At 42.8% G+C, this 21,095-nt stretch carries 15 protein-coding genes; 4 read left to right on the top strand and 11 right to left on the bottom strand.

Annotation, left to right across the window (positions count from 1 at the left end):
• The first annotated feature begins 355 nt into the window (after positions 1–355).
• From ACU37H_RS06220 to ACU37H_RS06210, 3 genes are all read left to right on the top strand, one after another.
• Positions 356–3,481, top strand: coding sequence for a SusC/RagA family TonB-linked outer membrane protein (locus ACU37H_RS06220; RefSeq protein ID WP_472705558.1), 3,126 nt, complete (start codon positions 356–358; stop codon positions 3,479–3,481).
• A gap of 10 nt (positions 3,482–3,491) precedes the next feature.
• Positions 3,492–4,997, top strand: coding sequence for a RagB/SusD family nutrient uptake outer membrane protein (locus tag ACU37H_RS06215; protein WP_472705560.1), 1,506 nt, complete (start codon positions 3,492–3,494; stop codon positions 4,995–4,997).
• Between the two features lie 84 nt (positions 4,998–5,081).
• Complete coding sequence (locus ACU37H_RS06210; RefSeq protein ID WP_472705562.1) at positions 5,082–6,806, top strand: M64 family metallopeptidase; 1,725 nt, start codon at positions 5,082–5,084, stop codon at positions 6,804–6,806.
• A 622-nt stretch (positions 6,807–7,428) separates the two neighbouring features.
• On the opposite strand, the gene ACU37H_RS06205 is transcribed toward ACU37H_RS06210, so the two are convergent.
• From ACU37H_RS06205 to ACU37H_RS06160, 10 genes are all read right to left on the bottom strand, one after another.
• Positions 7,429–9,054, bottom strand: coding sequence for a S8 family serine peptidase (locus ACU37H_RS06205; RefSeq protein WP_472705564.1), 1,626 nt, complete (start codon positions 9,052–9,054; stop codon positions 7,429–7,431).
• A 737-nt stretch (positions 9,055–9,791) separates the two neighbouring features.
• The gene (locus ACU37H_RS06200; RefSeq protein WP_472705566.1) at positions 9,792–11,102 is read right to left on the bottom strand and encodes a cryptochrome/photolyase family protein; all 1,311 of its coding nucleotides are present in this window, start codon (positions 11,100–11,102) and stop codon (positions 9,792–9,794) included.
• A gap of 105 nt (positions 11,103–11,207) precedes the next feature.
• Positions 11,208–12,029: an aminotransferase class IV gene (locus tag ACU37H_RS06195; protein WP_472705568.1), complete on the bottom strand. Its 822-nt coding sequence runs from the start codon at positions 12,027–12,029 to the stop codon at positions 11,208–11,210.
• Between the two features lie 19 nt (positions 12,030–12,048).
• Positions 12,049–12,429: a DUF4296 domain-containing protein gene (locus ACU37H_RS06190; RefSeq protein WP_472705570.1), complete on the bottom strand. Its 381-nt coding sequence runs from the start codon at positions 12,427–12,429 to the stop codon at positions 12,049–12,051.
• Position 12,430: 1 nt separating this feature from the next.
• Positions 12,431–13,645, bottom strand: a complete 1,215-nt coding sequence (gene coaBC, locus ACU37H_RS06185) for a bifunctional phosphopantothenoylcysteine decarboxylase/phosphopantothenate--cysteine ligase CoaBC (protein WP_472705572.1) — start codon at positions 13,643–13,645, stop codon at positions 12,431–12,433.
• A 170-nt stretch (positions 13,646–13,815) separates the two neighbouring features.
• Complete coding sequence (locus ACU37H_RS06180) at positions 13,816–14,157, bottom strand: DNA-directed RNA polymerase subunit omega (protein ID WP_472705574.1); 342 nt, start codon at positions 14,155–14,157, stop codon at positions 13,816–13,818.
• The gene (locus ACU37H_RS06175; RefSeq protein ID WP_472705576.1) at positions 14,132–14,950 is read right to left on the bottom strand and encodes an outer membrane protein assembly factor BamD; all 819 of its coding nucleotides are present in this window, start codon (positions 14,948–14,950) and stop codon (positions 14,132–14,134) included. The genes ACU37H_RS06180 and ACU37H_RS06175 overlap by 26 nt, the downstream gene beginning before the upstream one ends.
• A 138-nt stretch (positions 14,951–15,088) precedes the next feature.
• Positions 15,089–15,784: a uroporphyrinogen-III synthase gene (locus ACU37H_RS06170; protein WP_472705577.1), complete on the bottom strand. Its 696-nt coding sequence runs from the start codon at positions 15,782–15,784 to the stop codon at positions 15,089–15,091.
• Positions 15,785–15,927: 143 nt separating this feature from the next.
• Complete coding sequence (locus ACU37H_RS06165) at positions 15,928–16,806, bottom strand: DUF4271 domain-containing protein (RefSeq protein ID WP_472705579.1); 879 nt, start codon at positions 16,804–16,806, stop codon at positions 15,928–15,930.
• A gap of 35 nt (positions 16,807–16,841) precedes the next feature.
• Entirely contained in the window at positions 16,842–18,572 is a 1,731-nt protein-coding gene (locus ACU37H_RS06160) for a POTRA domain-containing protein (protein WP_472705580.1), read from the bottom strand.
• A gap of 260 nt (positions 18,573–18,832) precedes the next feature.
• Here ACU37H_RS06160 and hemW point away from each other — a divergent pair, with 260 nt between their 5' ends.
• Complete coding sequence (hemW, locus tag ACU37H_RS06155; protein WP_494407590.1) at positions 18,833–19,879, top strand: radical SAM family heme chaperone HemW; 1,047 nt, start codon at positions 18,833–18,835, stop codon at positions 19,877–19,879.
• 33 nt (positions 19,880–19,912) lie between these two features.
• On the opposite strand, the gene ACU37H_RS06150 is transcribed toward hemW, so the two are convergent.
• Positions 19,913–20,953 carry an NAD(P)H-dependent glycerol-3-phosphate dehydrogenase gene (locus ACU37H_RS06150; protein WP_472705584.1) on the bottom strand — a complete coding sequence of 347 codons (1,041 nt, stop codon included), beginning with the start codon at positions 20,951–20,953 and terminating at the stop codon, positions 19,913–19,915.
• Positions 20,954–21,095: the final 142 nt, after the last annotated feature.

Here is a 21,095-nt window from a genome sequence, read left to right as displayed (position 1 = left end):
GTAAAACATCAATTTAACGAAAAAATTGCAAATAATTCTATAGGTAGTACATAAACTCAAGTTAGAATGATTTATATCCAATCGGTGTTATGGTGTTATTTTTCTATAATAAGGATCGTCTATATTCAGTACCAAATATCAAGCAAAATGCGGTGAATAATGATTGCAATTTCCTAAATTTTCACTAGTACTTGGATTACATTTATATAGTTTTTAGCCAATAACTAATGTAAAGGTATTAAACACGACAATTTCTGTCTATTGTTAGACAATTATCTTCAAACGCTAAAGGGCGTTTTTATTTAAGTTTGGTTCAACAGGATTCCATTTAATCTCAACATTAAACCAAACTAAAATGAACCCAAAACAATTACTTTTTTTTACATTTTTTTTCTTTTTCAGTATATCTGTTTTTGCACAGGAGCAACTGGTAAAAGGCAATGTCGTCGATGATAGGGATGGGATACCTATTCGTGGTGTATCGGTAAATCAAATAGGGACCCATTCCGCCACACAAACAGATGAGAACGGAGCCTTTGTCCTTACTATAACCGAAAAATCTCCTTTAGAATTTTCTTTTATTGGATATAAGAAACAGCGAGTATCAATCAGTGATACCTTGATTCTGGTCAGAATGCAAGTTGACTATGATGAGCTAGAACAGGTTGTAATTACGGGATATGGTAATACCACTAAGAAAGCCTTTACCGGCTCGGCTACGACTATTAACCGCGAGCAGTTTAAGAATATACAGGCAACTAATATTACCGATGTTCTACAGGGTAATTCGAGCGGAGTATTGGCCATTAGCAGCTCGGGACAACCTGGCGTAGAACCTACGATACGAATTAGAGGGGTCGGTTCTGTCAATGCAAGTAATTCGCCCCTAATACTATTGGATGGGGTTCCGTACAATGGAAGTTTAAGTAGTATCAACCCGGCTGACATAGAGACAATTACTGTTTTAAAAGATGCTTCGTCAACTTCAATTTATGGCTCACGTGGTGCGAATGGCATCCTTCAAATTACTTCAAGGCGTGGAAAGGGCAAACCTAAAGTTGATTTCTCTTTCATTAATGGATACTCATCCAGAGCGGTAAAGGAATATGAAACAGTAAATGAGCGGCAATATTACGAGTTGACGTGGCAGGCATTGCGTAATGATGCGGTATTAGACAAAACATTACTTACTACTAATAATGTGGCTTCGCCCGCTGAGTATGCCACTAAACTGACGCTTCAAAACTTAGTTTATAACCCTTTCGATAAAGCTCAACCATTTGATGCAAATGGAAAGATTTTAGCTGATGCACAATTGAGATGGGATGATCATTGGTTGGACGCTGTGTTGCACAATGGCCTGCGTCGCGATTATAACCTAAATATTTCTGGTAGCGATGCAGAGCAGAAAACCAATTATTATATCGGCCTTGGCTATCTCACAGATGAGGGATTAATTAAAGGATCTAATTTTATACGTTACTCAGGAAGGCTGAACCTGAATACCCAAATTACGGATTGGTTTGAAACCGGAGTAATTTCGGGCTTGGCAAAATCTAATCAAAACTTCCCTTATCAAGGCAATGGTGGCGCTTCAAACGTACTTTCGTTTGCCAGGAATATAGCCCCCATTTATCCTATCCATCTGGTAGATTTTGACACCGGAGAATTTATACTGGATGAAAATGGAAATAAGATTTACGATTTTGGTAATAATACCTCAGAGTTGGGTGTCTTAAGGCCAACAGTATTCAGGAGAAAATATTCAGAGGGTCAAAACGTAGTGGGCACCACCTCAATCAATCCTATCTCTTATGGTAGAACTACGGCTTCAGGACAAGGCTATGTAAATATAAAAGTCCATAAAACGCTATTATTTAAGTCCATGTACGCAGTAACAGCTAATTCGATTCAACATGATATTTTTTGGAATCCATTTTATGGTGATGGCACAACCAGTAAGGGGTATTCGGGTAGGTTTATTACAAATTTACTTACACAAAATTTTACAAATACTCTAACCTACGATAATATCTTTAACCAAGTACACCACTTAAATGTGGTAGTTGGCTCAGAGGCTTACAAGTCAAAAACCGAGACGGCTAACGCATCCCGGACAGGCTTTACCTTCGCTTACCCTACAGAGGTTAGTTATGGAACAACCGCGAGCGCCAGCGGATATACTGATGAAAACCGCTTGGAAAGTTATTTTTCGAGATTGGGGTACGATTATAAGGAAAAATATCATTTAACTGCTTCTTTGCGTGCAGACGGGTCGACTCGTTTTAGTGAGGACCACCGTTGGGGTGTTTTTTATGCCTTGGGCACCTCATGGAATATTAATGAAGAATCATTTTTGAAATATGCAGATGCGGTTTCGTTATTAAAGTTAAAGGTAAGTTATGGCTCTTCGGGTAATCAAGCCTTACCCGGAAGCTTCCCTTATTTGGGCACATACTCATCTGGAGCTAATATTGGCACAAATACAGGCGTAACAATAAATTCTGTTGGTAATGAATTTTTATCGTGGGAGAAACAAAGGCAGCTAGACTTAGGGTTAGATTTTGGTTTTATAAAAAACAAGATTACAGGATCTTTTGCTTATTTCGATCGTAGATCAAACAATCTTTTGTTTGATAGGCCATTGCCCAGTTCATCAGGCGTAAGTTCCGTAGCAGATAATTCTGGCGGAGTTAAAAACGTCGGGTGGGAGTTTGATATAACTACCATAAATGTTAGGAACAAAAATTTTAGCTGGAAAACGATATTCAATATTACAAAGCTCAGAAATGAAATCTTGGAAGTAGCACCAGGAACTACCCAAATAAAAGGGAATACCTGGTATGATTACTACCTCAAAGAATATGCAGGCATTGACCCAGCAGACGGGGAAGCAATGTGGTACCAGGTAAATACTGACGGTACTAAAATTGCAACAAAGGTATATGGCGATGCAACCCTTATAAACATTGGGAATAGACTTCAGGATTATACCGGTGGTCTTTCTTCTTACATGACCTATAAGAATTTTGACTTTTCATTTTTGGCTTCCTTTGGAATTGGAGGTGATTTTTATGACCATAATTATCAGATATTAATGAATGGCATAAGAGGAACGGGAAGCAATGCCTCAACTGACCTGCTTAATAGTTGGCAAAGTGCCTCTCAACCCGGGTCTGGTAACATTCCTATTTTGAAAACAGAAGATAACCACGCCAATAGTTCATCTACCCGTTTCTTATTTGATCACACATTTGTGAGGATTAGAAACATTACACTGGGCTATAATTTTGAGGAGCTACTTCTTAAAAGAATCCATCTCAGAAATGCCCGTGTTTATTTGAACGTACAAAATGCTTTTACGTATTTCCCAAATGCGCCTAAAGGAGCCGACCCGGATTCAGGCATAGATGCAGAGGCATCGAATAGCAATACCACACCGAACAAATTTGTTTCATTTGGATTTAACATTGGGATTTAAAAAAAAGATCATGAAAAAAATAATTAAAAGATTTTATATCGTTATTGGACTATTGTCGTTTTTGGCCTGTAAAAAAGAATTCCTGAACACACCAACACCCAAAAATGGCGACTTGACAGATAATATTGTCTTCTCTACCAAAGCAGGGGCTATAAGCGCTTTAACGGGGTGTTACTGGATATTTCGTAGCGAAAACTATAACGGCTACGCTGGCGGCGGACCGGGTTACCTTACCAATCGAGGCCTACAAACCACCATGTTCCATTTTGAAGTAAAAGGGAATGATCTTTTAGATGTTTACGGCGGCACCTACTACTGGGGCAACGAGGCTACATGGAAAGAGGGTTATTATAATCGGGACGCAAATGGAGCAAGAACACCACAAATTTGGGATATGTTTTTTAAGGTAATCAATAATGCCAACGCCATAATTAAATATGTTCCTGGTTTAACTGATGCAAGTGATGCAGAAAAGAGGCAACTTATTGCCGAAGCGAAGGCGCTACGTGCCTACAGCTACTTTTGGCTTGCAAGGGTCTATCAAAAAACCTATGCCGCTGATCCCGACGCTCCTGCTGTGCCATTATATGTAGAGCCGGCAAATAAGGACGCCGGAGGAAGTAAAAGGGCAAGCCTAAAGGAAGTGTATGCCTTAATTAAAGAGGATATTGAATTTGCTTCGAGCAATCTTACCACATCGCGCCCTGAAAAATATAGGATAAATCTTAATGTAGCTCAAGCAATTGCCTCTATGATTTACCAGGAACTGGCCATGTCAGAGCCGGCGTTATGGGATAAGGTAATAAGCAATGCAAAAGAAGCTGTTCAAGGCTATCCTTTAATGAGCAATACTCAATACAAATCCGGGTTTAATGATGTGAGCAATCCAGAATGGATATGGGGGTTGCCGGTCCCTTCTGATCAATCCCTTACCTTTTATTCAATATATTCGTATCTCGATCAGGCTAATGGATATTATAAAAATATATACGCAAATGTTGCATTATATAATTCTTATTCCGCTACAGACGAAAGACGCTCGCTCTTGATAAGTCCCGGCTACGATGTGACCTCATACCCAACTTACCAGAGGTACACCAACAAGTTTAAATCACGTACAGCGGGGTATATGGAGGGAGATATCCTTTTAATCAGATCAGCTCAGTTGTTGTTGATTGAAGCTGAGGCCTATGCCCAAAAAGCAGAGATTCGGAATGCTATTAACAAGCTGTATGATTTGCAGAGTCTACGTGATCCTCTAGCAATAAAAATGCCTCCTACCTCAACCAAAGAGGAAGTTATTAATGCAATAATGTTAGAAAGAAGTAAGGAAATGTACGGTGAAAACGGCGGGTTGTACTTTGATTATAAGCGCTTAAGAAAAACCTTCACCAGGTCAGGAAATCATCCGCATCAGGTTACCATCAAGCCTGATGATCCAAGGTGGGTATTTAAGTTACCTCAAAAAGAAATTAATGCCAATATAGCACTGACGGAACAAGATCAAAACCCCTGATCCTTAATTTCACAAAAGAGGAAAACGATCATTTTTTGAAAACGAAATGATTGTTTTCCTCCTTGCTATTTTTTATATTATCAGATGCATAAATATCCAAAATACCTGCTGTCGTTGTTGGTAACACTCTTAAGCTATCATTTAAAAGCACAAAAATTTGATATAGATACCATTCAATATCAAGGCACAACAAAAAATATTGTTAATCTCGTTGTCCTTGGCGATGGGTATACCAGTGCCGAACTTGCCAAATTTGTTACCGATGCAAAAGCATTTAAAAATTTTTTTTTTCGCCAGCATCCTTTTAGTCGGTATAAAAACTTATTTAATTTTTTTTTAATTAGGGTGACTTCGCTGGAGTCTGGTGCGAAGCATGCAAATAATACAGCTGATTGTCCAAAAGGAATTCCGCATGATTCGGTAGCAGTTTCGGGGAATAAACTTGACAAAAGAGTACCCATACCCAAATCGAATCCTAATAATTATTTCGGTAGCAGTTTCGATAATCTTGGTATACACCGATTGGTTGAGCAAAAAAATCAACACCTGGTTAAGCAGGTTTTGGAAAAAAATTTCCCAGACTATAACCAAGCATTGATTTTGGTCAATTCGCCTTATTACGGTGGTTCTGGTGGCCTTATTCCAACAGCAACAACAAATATGGCAAGTAACGATATTGCTATTCATGAATTGGGGCATTCATTTGCTAACCTTGCCGACGAATATTGGTCGGGTATACAATTTTTGCACGAAAGTGCCAACCGATCCCAATTTACCTCTCCTGATTTAGTGCCATGGAAAAGGTGGATTGGAGTCGAAGGGATAGGGGTTTACAGCTATGGTGCCTCGAGCCCTGAATCGGTTTGGAGTAGGCCCCACGAATATTGTAAAATGCAATATTTGGTGGCACCATTTTGCGCGGTTTGCTCAGAAGCTATCATCGAAAAAATATATTCTATAGCTAACCCTATATTGCGTACGATCCCGCAAAGTAAAAATCCCATAAGTTCCGATTCTACAAAGCTTTATCGCATTCAACTGGCTGCTCCCGATCCCAATACCTTAAACATAAAATGGTATTTAAATGAAAAAATTATTGCCACCCACTCTGATTCATTGCGTTTAGACCAGGGTATATTAGCTGTTGGCGAAAACACGTTAACCATTAAGCTAAGTGATACAGCCACTTATCTGAAGAAAGACCCTAAGTTTTATCAGGCTTCCTGGAAGATTATCAGTAAAAAGGATGTAGACCTATCAATTCCTAAACTAAAATATGGAGATACGGTACAAACATGCTACAACGGTAACGCCATTTTAACAGTAAAGGATCCATTTACCTATATCAATTATAAATGGTACGATTGTAGAACCGCCGAAAGGCCTCTTGCTACGGGAATGACTTTTGTTAGCCCAAAACTCGATAGGAATACCACCTATTATTTAGAGGCAAGTTTCGGTAATAAAAAAACAATGCGAACCAAGGTGGTGATAAATGTGCTAAAAGAGATTAGTGAACCACAGGTTAAAATTCAAAAGCTAAATGTAGATTCAATAATACTTGCCGTAGTAAATCCTGATTCATTACTAAAATACAGATGGTATAAAGCTGATATGAATCTTAATCCTTTTTCTATTAATAGTGGAAAAATGCTGACGAAGGCTGCTGATTTTGAGCATAACGGCAAAGTATTAACCATACCATCTTCAAAAAAATGCATGGTATGGTATTTAGAGGCCAGTTCTAAAATTACAACCTGTGTTAGCAGAAGGAAGCGGATACTTATTAAGGCTCAAGATGGAAAGTAGTATATCAGACAATAATGATTAAGCATCGAAGCAGGGTTTAAAGTAGTTAAGCTTTACAGGTTAATGATATTTAAATATATCATTCCGTATCCAGGCCTTAGCTCGTCTGCCAGTTCCGGTGTCAATATTTTACACGTCATCCATTTTTTGTTTCAGCACGCATTCCATTATCAATAGCAGTACTGATATCGTTAAAATAAAATATCAACGGCCAGACAAATTTTTTATTGTAATAAAAACTAAACTGCTGCTCTAACCTCTTCCTATCCAGGTCCGGCCTTTTCTTCTATTGCGTTTGCGTACTCAAGTTGAGAATAACAACCATTCCTGTTTAAACACCCACATACAGCGCATATAAAGTTTTCGAATGTGACTCAGGGTAGTTAACTTTTCGCAATAATCAAACAGACATTCTCAGATGGACAAGGTGACTTAAGTGTGGCGAACTTAAACCAAGTTAAGGTAGGGGTGGAAGGTGTTAAGATGGAGTTTATACAAATAGCGAAATGAAACTTCCAATATGCGGTTAAAAAAGATGTTCAATCGAAGTTGATTTCAATTGAACATCCCGAATTAATTGTGGTAAATTTTTATCGTTTTCACCAAAATTTGATCACATCCTTTAGTTTCCAAGTTGAGTTCCTAAGATTCCAGTGGTATTATTCAACGATTCAATCGCTGTACGAATGTTAGGCAAGGGTCCGATTTTGCCGATATCGGCAGCACCTGATAATGGTTGAGTACCTGTATTAATCAGTAAAGTTCGCATTGCTAAAGGAGAAAGAACATTTCCATTATGGGTTTGCTTATACCAGCTCTGCACGGCTACCACTGCTGATGCTACAATCGGGGTGGCAGAAGAAGTTCCCGCAAAGGTAGAAGTGTAGTCTTTGTTTGTACCTCCGTCATGAAAAGATCCATAACCTGTGGAGGCCACCGTCCAGTCTCCCCACCCTTGAAGATTTACCCGGTTTCCATAATTGGAAAAAATAGTTCTTTCTTGCTGAGGGTTGCCTGCGCCGACTATAATGGATCCATTATCTCCCCGGTTATTGTATGCTGCGAACTCTGGGCCGTCAAGGTTTTCTCCCCCATTTGCAGCGGCTTGCACGATAATAATACCTACATTACTGGCTTCATTAGTAATATCCCATACCGCTTGATTGTAATCTGCTGGAACGTAGTTTGAACCTCCGTTAGGGCCGTATTCCTGCATTTCATACAGAAACACATCACCAGGTCTTAGATGAGTAAGTCCTTTAGCAATGCCGGCGGGTCTACCCAATCTGGTTTCCTGCACAAAAAACAGACTATCTGCACCATGCACCATTCCTTTCATTCCAAAGCCATTGTCTACTGCACCTAAAACGCCCATTACGGCAGTACCATGATCAGCATATTTAGCATTGATACTATAAGTGTCTTCTCCTACTATGTACCTAAATTTCGGCGAGGAAAGGTCTTCGTGATCAATATTTGCTTCATACTCCATGTCAACAACACGAACCCCTTGTCCTGTAATACCAATCGACCACGCATATTCAGCATCAATCCCCCTTTGAGCAGGCACAAACCTATTAGCAGAGGTATAAAAAGGGTTGGACACTAACTCGCCCCCACCCATTGGATTTAATGGTAAACGGTAGCCTTGATAGTCAATAAAATCAGGCGTGGTACTTGGTGGTGGTATTTTGACATCAGCTTCCATCGCCGCATATTCTACAAAAGGAAGCTTTTCAAGATCATTCGCTAGTTGCAACACTTCTTGACCGCTCATTTGCAATGCTTCCTCTACGTATGCCCAACCTCTAAATTTATAGATGTTAAATTTACCGGCCGCAACTTTAGGAACAACCGCTCGCCTCAGAGAAGCTTTCTCAAGAGCGCTGAATGGGATAGCTTGTTTATAATGAAGTGTGTTCATCAGGTCTATAATCGCCTGCTGCGCATCCGTTATCTCTAATGGCAGCAGCTTTTCGACTTTTAACATCGGCTTTTTCTGATCGTCAAAATCTAAGAGAAAATCAGCGTTAAACTTCACCAAAAGTTTATATCGTTCTACCTTAGGTATTAAAGAGTTTTGTCCTTTAAGATCTGTCATATTAAAAAGTTTTAGGGAAAGTTCATTTTCAATGACGGCTCTTTCTGAGGTCTTGCCAGATTCAAAAAGGTTATTCTCTTTTTTACACGAAAAGGCAAAAAACAAAAAAAGAATTTGGAGAACAAAAATCAGTTGAATTTTTTTCATAATTAAAGCTTTTAGTAATGCAATCAGCCGAATATAACATTTTTATTAAATATATACAAATATGTTATGTATAATAATATGTAGAGCTAATACTTATGCCGTAACATGCCCGTAAGCCTCGGGAGTTTTTGTTTTCGTTTTTACAATTTTGCTCATTAGGCTGTCACACATAAGTCCTGTAGCTTTGGTTGGGAAAAAGTTGTTTTTCAAGTGGCATCTGATGCGTGCGGGAAGCCGTCTCTTATGCTTTCGATGTCTTGATAGCTTCATTTCACGGGCACGCCGCAGTGCCCGGGTTCATTTGTTTCCTTCGTTTCGAATAAGAGCATATTATTAAAACCACGCGTAGGACAACGTTCCGCCAATGAAGTAAGTCTATCTATAATGGGATCATTATCTTTTCTACTCATCTTTGATGTGACTGGAATCCATGTCAGTATATTCTTACGCCAGTTGTATAGTATTACCTACAAATACTGAATTCCTCACATAATTCCATAGGCTAGCGGCCACCTTCATACTGCTTTAAAATCGGTGCAATCTGCGTCTCGTTAAGTTTTTAATTTTTGATATCGGATAGTTAAAATCTAGATATTCAAATCTAATTTTACGCTGTCCTAAAACACGAAAGGCAACAATTATGATAAGGATTTAACAATACTTGATCTTACGTTTTAACTTACCACTAGCTGATTATATGTAACTGTATTTTCTCCGCTACTCTTTGCTTTATTGCCTCACTTATTTCTCAACGCCTTTTTATACACTTCAAGGCATCGTTCCCTTGCCGCCGCATGGTCGACAATGGGAGCAGGGTAATCTTCACTTTCCCATTCAGGTACCCACTTTTTAATATATGTAAGGTCCGGATCAAATCGCCTGGTCTGGATATAAGGGTTGAATATCCGGAAGTACGGAGCTGCATCGCAGCCGCTGCCCGCAGCCCATTGCCATCCCCCGTTGTTGGAAGCGAGGTCGTAGTCCAGCAATTTTTCAGCAAAATAAGCTTCGCCCCATCGCCAATCCACCAGCAAGTGCTTCGTCAGGAAAGACGCCGTGATCATTCTCACGCGGTTATGCATAAAACCGGTTTCGTTCAGCTCTCTCATCCCCGCGTCTACAACGGGATAACCGGTTTGTCCGTTACACCAGGCTTTGAATTCTTTCTCGTTGTTGCGCCAGCGTATTTTATCATAGGCTTCCTTGAATGATGTGTCAACCACTTTGGGGAAATGAAAAAGGATCATCTGGTAAAACTCGCGCCAGATCAGCTCTTTGAGGTAAGTGGCGTTTAACTCCTTTGCTTTTGAAGCCAGCTTTCGGATACTGGTCGTGCCGAATCTTAAATGTACGCTTATCCGGCTGGTGCCTTTTATACCGGGAATATCTCTTGTCTTGTCATAATCCTTGAGCAGGTCGTTGGCCGGATAGGGCGTTGGAAAAGAAACTTCCAGTTTTTCAAATCCTATTTCGCTTAAGGACGGCATTTTGATGGGCCGTTGCTGATGAAAATGCTTTGCATATTTTCTGATAGGATAAGACTTCAACTGAAAATCGGTAAGCAATGACATCCATCTTTTAGAATAGGGCGTGTACACAGTGTAAGGTTTGCCGTCGTCTTTTACCACCTCGCCTTTTTCAAAGATCACCTGGTCTTTGAAGCCTTTTACTGGTATTTCCTTTTTCTTGAAATAGGCGTAAACCTCGTTGTCCCGTTTCCTGGCATAAGGTTCATAGTCATTGTTCAGGTAAATGGCCTGCAGGTCGTAGTCTTTTTCCAGTTGTTGAAAGACCTCCATCGGTTTGCCGTGTCTGACATCCAGTGTGCTGCCTGAGTCTTTAAGCTGTTCTTGTATTTTTTCCAGTGCTTCGTAGATGAACACCAGCCGCTGATCTTTAGGATTGGATAACTCATCGAGGATCTCGGTGTCAAAAATAAAGATCGGCTGAACCGGGTGGCCGCCTTTAAGCGCGTGATACAGACCTGCGTTGTCATCCAGGCGCAGATCGCGGCGAAACCAAAATAAACTTACCTTTTCTTTTTTCAATCTTCGGTCGTTTTTAATCGGTGATGTATAGACAGAAAATATGCCACGAATGTAGTGCATAGTCTATAGACCATGGACGATAGCATGTAAGAAACGTGCAGTAGGTTATGAAAGCGGCTGAATGTATTGCTTTTGCAATTGGGCAGTCACCTGGTTGGCGTAATGCTTTTCTTCTACCGACTGAATCCACCGGATACCCCTGATCGCATTGGTGATGAAAACCTCATCGGCCTCCAGCAAATCCCCTGCGAGGCAGGGCTTTTCGATCACGGTACCGATCGCCTTGATCAAATAGGAGCGCATGACGCCTTCTACACAGCCCTCTGTTAATGGTATGGTATAAATGTCGCCTCTTTTGATCCAAAACAGGTTGGCAATGGTGGTCTCGCAGATTCGTTCATGTTGGTTCCAGATGATGCAGTCGTTCCATTTTTGCTGTTGTGCATAGTGCGCAGCTACGCTATAGATCAATGCTGATGCGGACTTTAAGTCAGACAGCTGGTCGCAACTTTTTCTGACAAGCGGACAGAACCCGGTAACGATCCCGTTGACATTCAGCTGGCTTATCGCCGGATCTAAAGGCCAGGCTTCAATCAGGTAGTTGAGTTGATTTCTGCCATCATACAAACCGCCCTGACCACCCGAGAAGGATAGCCGGATTCGTGCAGAAGCCCGGCAATTATTTTTGCTGCAAAGCGCCTGAATATTTTTGAAGACCTGTTCTGTAGTGAGATGTGACGGCCAGGTGTACTGTAACCGTTGGATGCTTTTTTTGATTCGTTCACTATGGTAATCCGCCAGCAGAATGTTCCCGTCTTTCACACGTATCGTTTCAAAAAAGCCATCTCCATACCGATAGCTTTTATCGCTTGCTTGTAAAATAGGCTCCTGTTCGTCGAAGAAGCGTCCGTTATAGCAAATGTGCATACTGGCTTTTTAGATTCTGCTAAAGCGTTGGTGTGGCGGCAGGCGGCGGAGGCGTCGATGCGGTGTCCGGCAGGTTCAGCCGTTTCTGCCGGGTCGTAATAGAGTCAACCATTACTTTCAAATCTTCAGGATGTTGCCGGTAATATTCGAGCGTTTTGTCGAATTGCCCGCGCGTGATTTTGTGAATTTTAAATACCCTGTCCAGCATCGCATTATTGATAAGTACCCGGTTCTGCTCCGGATGTTTATAATACACGAAACCATTGAGAAACTCACTGCTTTGTGCCACATCCCACAGTACCTTTTCCATTTTTTTGGGCGGCAGGATGTCGTCTTCGCTGGCTCCTGAACAAGCGGCTAAGGAGATGGTCAATAAGAAAATATTTAGATAACGCCACATATCAAACGGTTATAGTTGAAGAATATCGGGAAATGGTGTCGACAATATCGGCAGCCACTTCACGTTTGCTTTTTGCCTCAAATGGTATCTCATCACCCGTTTTGGTGAAAATGGTGATCTTATTGGTGTCGCTGCCGAAAGCCACTCCGTCGTTAAGAGAATTTAACACGATAAAGTCTGCATTTTTAGTTTTCAGTTTCTCCAGGGCGTTGGTTTTTTCGTTATTCGTTTCCAATGCAAATCCGAGCAGCACCTGGTCGGCGCTTTTGATGGCGCCCAGGCTTTTCAGGATATCTTTTGTCTTCACCAGTTTCAGATCAGGTGTGCTACCGGCCTCAGTCTTTTTTATTTTTTGATCTGATACTGTTTCAGGTTTGTAATCGGCAACGGCCGCCGCCATGATAGCGATATCGCAATTTTTGAAATGATCATGGCAGGCATTATACATTTCTTCGGAAGAATTCACCTTGATTACGGTAATGCCTTCGTAAGAAGCAGGCAGCGCCACAGGGCCCAGCACCAGCGTTACTTCTGCGCCACGCGCCTGACACTCTTGGGCTAAAGCAATGCCCATCTTCCCGGAAGAGTGGTTGCCGATAAACCGTACCGGGTCAATAGCTTCGTGGGTGGGACCTGCTGTCACCAGCACCCTTTTGCCTGAAAGGCTGTCAGGGTTCTTTTGAAGAAAGCGTTGCAGGTAAGTGACAATATGTTCCGGCTCCTCCATGCGCCCATCCCCAAAGAGGCCGCTGGCTAATTCGCCATTACCGGGCGGGATGATCGTTACGCCGTCTTTTTGAATGAGGGCAATATTTCGCTTTGTTGAAGGATGGTGCCACATGTCTTCGTCCATGGCGGGCGCAGCGATCACCGGGCAGGTGGCGGATAGATACACCGACAATAGCAGGTTATCGCAGGATCCGTTGGCCATTTTGGATAAGGTGTTACAGCTCAGCGGTGCGATCAGCATTACATCGGCCCAGCGCCCCAGCTGCACATGGTTGGCCCAGGTGTTCTCCGCAAAAATATCGCTTAGTACTTCGTTTTTCGACAGCGTTGACAGTACCAGCGGTGAAACGAAGTCCTTTGCCGCAGGCGTCATGATGACTTTTACCTCTGCACTTTGTTTGACCAGTAAACGTACGAGATGAACGATCTTGTAGGCTGCAATGCTGCCCGAAATGCCAATCAGTATTTTTTTTCCTTCTAACATCATTTGTTTTATAGTTAGCCGCTCTGGTGCGTTGATCAGGAGCGCGAATCATTAATGTTCTACCGATCCTGAACGATCCTGCATGCGCAGCTTCCGGCAAAAATATTTAAAACACAAAAACCACAGCCATTTAAAATGTTACTGTGGTTTTAAATTACTTAACGCCAAAACGACTAGCTAAACAGTTCGTCTTCTGCTTTCCTGAAGTACACTTTGTCGTCGAGGAACTCATGCGTCGCTAACAGGGAAGGGTTAGGCATCCTTTCATATGCCCTGGAAATCTCGATCTGCTCTTTATTTTCATGAATTTCTTCTAAAGAATCGGTATGGCTGGCAAATTCATCCAGCTTATTGTGCAGCTCCTCTTTAATGGAGATGTTTACCTGGTTCGCTCTTTTAGCGATGATGGCGATGGATTCATAAAGGTTGCCCGTTTTGCTTTTGATGCTTCCCAGGTCCTTTGTTTCCACGTTAGCGGGAATGCCGGCGCTAAGTTGTCGTCTTAACTTGCTCATTATTGCTAAATTTTTGTATTTGTGTATTTGATGATGCGATGTAGCCTTCTACATCTTTACGATATTTACTTTCGGGAAAACGCTCCAGGAAATCATTGGCTAAGTCGATCACCTCTCTGTAACGTTCTACTTTTTTTGTAACAACGGTTAAGTCTGCCGCCCGGTAAAAAGATTTTACCGCCATGAATTTATATTCATCGGCTACCGTTGACTCGGGGAAGTTTTCCAGCAGCGTGCTGAATGTTACACCCGCAGCTCTAAACTCTCCCAGGTTATAATACAGCATGGCCGATTTATAATCTTTGGTCTCCAGCTTCTTCCTCAACTCGTCGATCAGGCGGTTGGCTTCTGCATTCCGTACCGATTGGGGGTGCGTATTGATGAATGTCTGCAGGTTGCTGATCGCCTTATAAGTATTGGTCTGGTCCAATTCTGCTTTAGGAGATTGAAGGAAGAACGTGTAGGCGCGCATGTATTCGATCTCTTCCGCACGCGGGCTGTTCCGGTAACCCTCCAGGAAATTCTTAAAGAGATTTTCCGCATTGATATAATCTTTCTGATTATAGGCAGAGTAAGCATATTTGTAATAAATATCTTCAGCCTGCGGCGTGGTTTTGTAATAAGGCAGCACATCTTCATAGATCGTCTGCGCTTTCATCCACTTCTTTTTAGCATAAAACTGATCCGCCATCTTTAATTTGTAGGCGGGATCCTTGCTCTTCAGGATCTTGTTCATACCCGGACCGCAAGACGCCAAAAAGCTTACTAAAAAAATAGCGATTACAAATCTCATAAAGTTTGCAAAGTTAACCATAATGCGGCAAATGTTGCCAAAAATTATGACCTGTATAAATAAGTGATAGTTAAGGTTTTGGTAAAGAATGAACCCCTTCCCTTAAACCAGGCATCCTCAAAATCAGCTGATTGAGAATCAGTCATTTTTAATGTGATCGGCCAAAAAATGATCCAGTGCGGTGATCATGCTTGGCGATTTTGGCTTGGGCGCCACGATTTCCGGCGTTAGTCCCGACTTCACGGCTTCGGCCTTGGTATTGTCACCGAACGTGCCTACAACCACGCCATTTTGTTTGAATTTAGGAAAGTTGTTGAACCAGCTTTTGATGCCGGAGGGTGTAAAGAAACATATTACGTCAAACTGTTTGTCTCCCACAGATTTTTTTACATCGTTGCTTTGCGAACGGTACATGAACGCCAGTTCGAAATCGCAGTTGTGATTTTTGAGCCAGTTTACAATATCGCTATCCTGCTGGTTTTCGGAACAAACATAGAGGAAGCTCAGGTTTTCCTTGTGTTTATTCATCACGTCGAACAAGCTCTTGTTGGTGCCATCGGCTCCGTAAAAAACTTTGCGTTTCCTGTATAAAATAAATTTTTGAAGATACAGCGCTACTGCTTCTGTAATGCAGAAATATTTAGTGTCCTGGGAAACTGTGATCTTGCTTTCTTCGCAGGTACGGAAGAAATGATCGATAGCGTTGCGGCTGGTAAATATCACGCCCGTGAAGCGGGGAATATTGATCTTTTGTTGTCTGAAGTCTTTACCCGAAATAGGAACGATGCTGATCAGCGGTTCGAAAGCAAGCTTTACCCCGTATTTCCGTTCCAATTCGAAAAACGGTGACTTTTCACTCGACGGCCTGGGCTGTGTAATAAGTATGTTTTTAATTTTGTCTGCTGCTGACTTGCTTCCTGATTTATTCACTTCATTTAACATTAGCAATTCCTAAAATTGGTTGCAAAAGTACGCTATTATTTTAAAAACGTGTCGATTCCTTTATATAAAGCAATCGTTGGCAGAATTTCGAAAGCGCTCATATATAACAGGAAATGAAAAAAGCTGATACTCTTTTCTTTCCTTACCAAGCCCAGGGCAGATATGTAGCGGTACAAAATAAAACCACCGATAAGGATCCAGCTCAAGGTCCAGGCAATCGTGCTCGCTTTGGTATCCGTTAATGCAATAACGATGATAAGGGGCAATAATAATATGGACAATATTTTATTAACAAGGAAAATCAGAAAGGTGTAATCGTCCGCTAATTTGTTGACCTTGAAAACCCAGCCGATGAATTTGAGTACGGCGTACTTTAGCAGGTATACCACAGCGACCAGCAAGGTGGCGTAGGCAAACAACTGCCAGAACGCCAGATCGAGCGAAGGTCTACTTCGTTCAACAAGCAGCGACAGATAGAACCCTGCCGTGATCACGAAAAAGATATTGAATAACAGGGAGGGCAACGAGTTTTGAATCACCTGTTTTTTTAATTGCCTTTGTTTCAAGCTCCGCCGGAAAAAAAGGTTGGTCAGGTCAGAAAAATATTTTTCAAAACCTGCTTTGAAAATGGCAAAAAGTAATGTAAGCGCTGCGATAATATAGAAATAAAGCTCTTTGCCTGGAGCAGGGTGCTTTTTGACATAAGGAGGATATCCGGGTTTTTCATACAACCTGATATACGGATGTTTTTCGAGTATCGTTCTGGATAGTTTGTTACGCGCCCATGAAGCGTCTGTCTTGGCCACAGCGGGGCGGGCGACGTTCGCATTAAGGCTGTCGCTGGCCAATGGCTGTGCACTGATGTGCTGCACGCCGAGAAAACAAATCCATATTGCTAAAACGATCCTGGCCAATAACAAAAATTTGCTGCAAAAATAAAGTGATGACCTTAAAAGTAATTAACGAAGCCGAAATGTATTTTGGATTGCCTGAGGTTGAAGTTGTTGTCGTTTCGCTTTCCCACTGCCCATGCCAGGTTAAATAGCCCCACTTTGGTTTCGAATGCCAATCCCAGTCCGCCTGAAATATAAGTGTAACTGGTATTGTTCCCTCTGCTGGCATTCTTTCCCCAGCCACCATCTGAGAATACATTGAAATAAGAATTTTCTCCAACGAGGTACCGATACTCCAAAGTGCCTAAACCATATTGAGAAAGGAACTGGCTTTGTTCGTCGAACCCGCGAAGTAAGCGGTATCCACCGATCTGGAACAACTCGTTCCTGAAGATATTACTGCCGGAAATATAGCCGCCGTTAATGGCTGCTTTAATCGTGCTGCGCTGCGCCTTGCCGATCGGGAAATACCGCGCAGCAGCTAACACAGACCGCACCTGGTATGATTTGGTAAGAACCGTATCGTATAAACTACCGAAGTCAAACCCGGGATCGGCAGGGTCTTCCAGGTCCAGTATCTGGTTATTGCGTTTGACGATCTTGTTGCCCACTGATGTGTTAAACGACAATTCAAACCCGTTGACGGGGTTGAATATATAATTGGTGGTATTCAGCTGGTATTCAACACCCAGGTTGGTGATCTTTACATCGGCATCTTCGGGTAGCTGCCTGGTAGCGATGATAGCAGCTTCGTTGATGAAATTCAGAATGCTGCTGAATCTTTGGACATACAACTTTACACGCTGCTGCCGGTTGAGGGCCAATTGTGTTCCCACGCGAATATCGAAATTCAGGAAGGCGGAGTCTCTTTTCAACATGTTGAATCTGAGATCCAGGCCGAAAGGCGTTTTAAACAGGTAAGGCTGATCGAAGCTGAGATTGAGGCGTTGAGAGGACGCCTGCAAGCGTTGCCAAACGAGACCGATGCTTTCTCCTGTGCCAAAAGCGTTTTTAAGATCGAGCAAAGCTTCACCGGTGACCAATAATTTTTTGTTGGCCGAGGCGTCGCTATTGGGCAGGAAGCCGATGATCACATTTACCTGGCTGCTTTTTTTCTGCTGTAGAAATAATTCTACCGTTCCCCCCGTGCTACCCCAGATCACCTGCGGTGGAAATTGCTCTTCTACATAGTTGAGCTTCTTCAGCTCGCTGCTGATGCGCTGTAATTTTTCTTTGTTGTAGACCGACCCGTTTTCGAGCTCAAGGAATTGCTGCAGGTACTCGTTGCTGATCTTTGCGTTGCCGGTTATTTTAAGGCTGTCGATATGATAAAGCGGTCCGGGCTCCACGTTGATCCTGCCAGCCACCTCGGTGCCATTGATCTGTATGCTGTCGAGATAAATATCAGCAAAGGGGTAGCCATTATTCTCCATGTATTCCAGCATGCGCTGCTGCACGGCCTGCACCTGTTGCGGATCGTATTGCTTTGCTGCAAAACTGTTTGCGGTCCAGCCGATCTTCTCCAGCCAGGGCTTTGAAGCACTGCTGACCTCCAACGCAGCCCACCGGTACACCTGCCCGAAGAAAAGCTGCACGGTGGCTGATGATGAATCCAGCACTGTCGAATCGATGGAAGCGGTGATGTATCCTTTTGCCTGTAGCCCGGGAAGCAATTGCTCTATGGAAATGAGACACTCGTCCCGGTTAGCAAAGTTCTGTTGCAGGGGAATGATGGTCCCGGCAGCCACCGTGTCTTTGTCTACAGGTATAATGCGCAGCGAGTACATGTTTTGAGCTTTTGTGAATAAGGTATACAAAAGCAAAAGTGCTGTCAGCAGGTATCGTATCTTTGCAGGTTTCAACGGAGGTAAAATTAGTTGAAAGTTGTTGAATAATTGTTGAACGGTAGTTGAAGCTTGTTACTATACAAGGTAAAACCCTACTCAACTCTTATCCGACAGTCAATCGACCAGTTCTCACCATGAGCGGCATATACATACATATACCTTTTTGCAAACAGGCCTGTAATTATTGCAATTTTCACTTTGTGACTTCTCTCGCAAAGAAGCAGCCGCTGTTAGATGCGATCGGAAAAGAGATCGCGCTGGTGGCGCCTCAACACGATGGGGCAGTTAATACGATCTACTTTGGCGGCGGTACGCCCAGTTTATTATCCGTAGAAGAAGTAGCCGGGCTGCTGAATCGGATCTGGTCGACCTATAAAGTGAATGACGCGGCAGAGATCACGCTGGAGGCCAATCCGGATGATATTACTGAAGATAAATTGATCGGGTGGCAACGGGCTGGTGTCAACCGCCTGAGCATGGGGATTCAATCTTTTTTTGAGGAAGATCTGAAATGGATGAACCGTGCGCACGATGCCGGTCAGGCCAGACAAGGCCTGGAGCTCGCGCTGAAGCACTTTGACAACATCACGATAGATCTTATTTACGGTACGCCCGGACTCACGAACGAGAAATGGAAGCAAAATGTGGAGACGGCTATCCGGCTAAATATTCCACACCTGTCGTGCTATGCATTAACCGTCGAGCCGAAGACGCCTTTAGATAAACTGATCCGCCAGCAAAAGAAGCAGGATGTCGATCCGGGATTGCAGTCTGAACAATTCCTGTTATTAATGAACTGGTTGCAGGATGCGGGCTATGAGCATTACGAGATCTCCAATTTTGCGCGGCCGGGTTTCAGAAGCAGGCATAACGGATCATATTGGCAGGGCAAACCTTATATCGGGTTGGGTCCGTCTGCGCACTCATTTAACGGGTCGGAAAGGCAATGGAACGTGGCGAACAATCAACAATACATCGATGCTATTAATAAAGGTGAATTGCCTGTTGAAAGCGAACGGTTAACGCCCGTGCAGCAAGTCAACGAGTACATTATGATTGCGCTCAGAACCAGTGAAGGCATCGAATGGAGGCGTATTGCTCCTGATCAGGCCGGCGTTTTAAAGAAACAGGCTCAAAAGTTTATCGATCAGGGTCGCCTGGTGGATACGAATGGATCGTTGCGACTGACAAATGAAGGGAAGCTGTTTGCAGATGGCATTGCCGCTGATCTATTCTTCGATGAATAATATCCGGGAACGGTCCGGGTAAATCTGGATTCTTTATACCAATACTTTTTCGATCATTTCAAAGCCGGTAGCTGGCGGAATTTTTTCCCAAAGTATTTTATAAATGCTGTCGGCAATGGGCATCTCCGCTTTTATTTTCCGGTTGATATTGTAAATACATTTCGCAGCGTTATATCCTTCGGCTACCATATTCAATTCCAGTTTTGCTGCCTGTACGGAATAGCCTTTGCCGATCATGTTGCCAAAAGTCCGGTTGCGGCTGTAAAGGGAGTAGCATGTTACCAAAAGGTCGCCCAGGTACACAGAGGCCGCATAATTGGCGGCTCTCGCGCCGGTGACAGGTTCCGTTTCGTGTTCGCCCACGGTAATATGAGCTGCGCCGAACATCCTTAAAAAAGCGGCCATTTCGTCCGCGCAATTGGCAATGTATACGCTTTGAAAATTGTCGCCATAGTCCAGGCCGTGCGCAATACCTGCTCCCAGGGCATAAATATTTTTCAATACGGCTGCGTATTGAACGCCCAGTATATCATCATTCACCACGGTGTTGATTGCCGGCGATGCAAAATAAGAGGCAATCTTTTGAGTAAGAGGAACGTCGACCCCGGAGAACGTGAGGTAAGACAGTTTTTCCGCTGCCACTTCTTCTGCATGGCAAGGGCCTAACACCGCGAAGTAACTGGTCAGCGGTACATTGAAATATTTTGCCAGGTAATCGTTCAGTAACACATTCTCTTTGGGCAGGATGCCTTTAACAGCCGAGAGGATCTTTTTTGTTTTAAGATCATTCTTACTTAAAACAGACAACGTCTCTGTTACATAAGCAGAGGGTACAGCCACAATAAGCACCGTCGAAGCGGCCACGACTTTCGTAAGGTCCGGTTCGATCTTCAATAATTTTGTTTTTAAAACGGCGGATGTAAGGTAATGCGGATTGTGAGACCTTTTTTTGATGTAAGCCGCCGAGGCGCTATTTCTTACCCACCAATTCACTTTGTTGCCATTATCGGTAAGTATTTTAACCAGCGCCGTTGCCCAGCTACCACTACCTATTACGCCAAATTTTACTGCCATTGTTGTTGTTAGTCGGAAGTCCGAAGTCGGAGGTCCGGAGACAGAAGTCGGAAGTCCGAGGTCTGATAAATCTTGTTAATTAAAATAGTTTTAGTAGATCGGATTACCTCTTAATCCAGGTCGAAAGTTGTAAGCATTCCGG

This window comes from Niabella sp. ZPM-14, from assembly GCF_055693045.2.
The sequence above is the reverse complement of the archived record's forward strand: the minus strand, read 5'-3'. Positions and strand labels throughout refer to the sequence as shown.

Bases quoted from the DNA above. Each gene is read 5' to 3' on its own strand.
- ACU37H_RS06220 (WP_472705558.1), top strand. From the start codon at position 356: ATGAACCCAAAACAATTACTTTTTTTTACATTTTTTTTCTTTTTCAGT.
- ACU37H_RS06215 (WP_472705560.1), top strand. From the start codon at position 3,492: ATGAAAAAAATAATTAAAAGATTTTATATCGTTATTGGACTATTGTCG.
- ACU37H_RS06210 (WP_472705562.1), top strand. From the start codon at position 5,082: ATGCATAAATATCCAAAATACCTGCTGTCGTTGTTGGTAACACTCTTA.
- ACU37H_RS06205 (WP_472705564.1), bottom strand. From the start codon at position 9,054: ATGAAAAAAATTCAACTGATTTTTGTTCTCCAAATTCTTTTTTTGTTT.
- ACU37H_RS06195 (WP_472705568.1), bottom strand. From the start codon at position 12,029: ATGCACATTTGCTATAACGGACGCTTCTTCGACGAACAGGAGCCTATT.
- ACU37H_RS06190 (WP_472705570.1), bottom strand. From the start codon at position 12,429: ATGTGGCGTTATCTAAATATTTTCTTATTGACCATCTCCTTAGCCGCT.
- coaBC (WP_472705572.1), bottom strand. From the start codon at position 13,645: ATGATGTTAGAAGGAAAAAAAATACTGATTGGCATTTCGGGCAGCATT.
- ACU37H_RS06180 (WP_472705574.1), bottom strand. From the start codon at position 14,157: ATGAGCAAGTTAAGACGACAACTTAGCGCCGGCATTCCCGCTAACGTG.
- ACU37H_RS06175 (WP_472705576.1), bottom strand. From the start codon at position 14,950: ATGAGATTTGTAATCGCTATTTTTTTAGTAAGCTTTTTGGCGTCTTGC.
- ACU37H_RS06160 (WP_472705580.1), bottom strand. From the start codon at position 18,572: ATGTACTCGCTGCGCATTATACCTGTAGACAAAGACACGGTGGCTGCC.
- ACU37H_RS06150 (WP_472705584.1), bottom strand. From the start codon at position 20,953: ATGGCAGTAAAATTTGGCGTAATAGGTAGTGGTAGCTGGGCAACGGCG.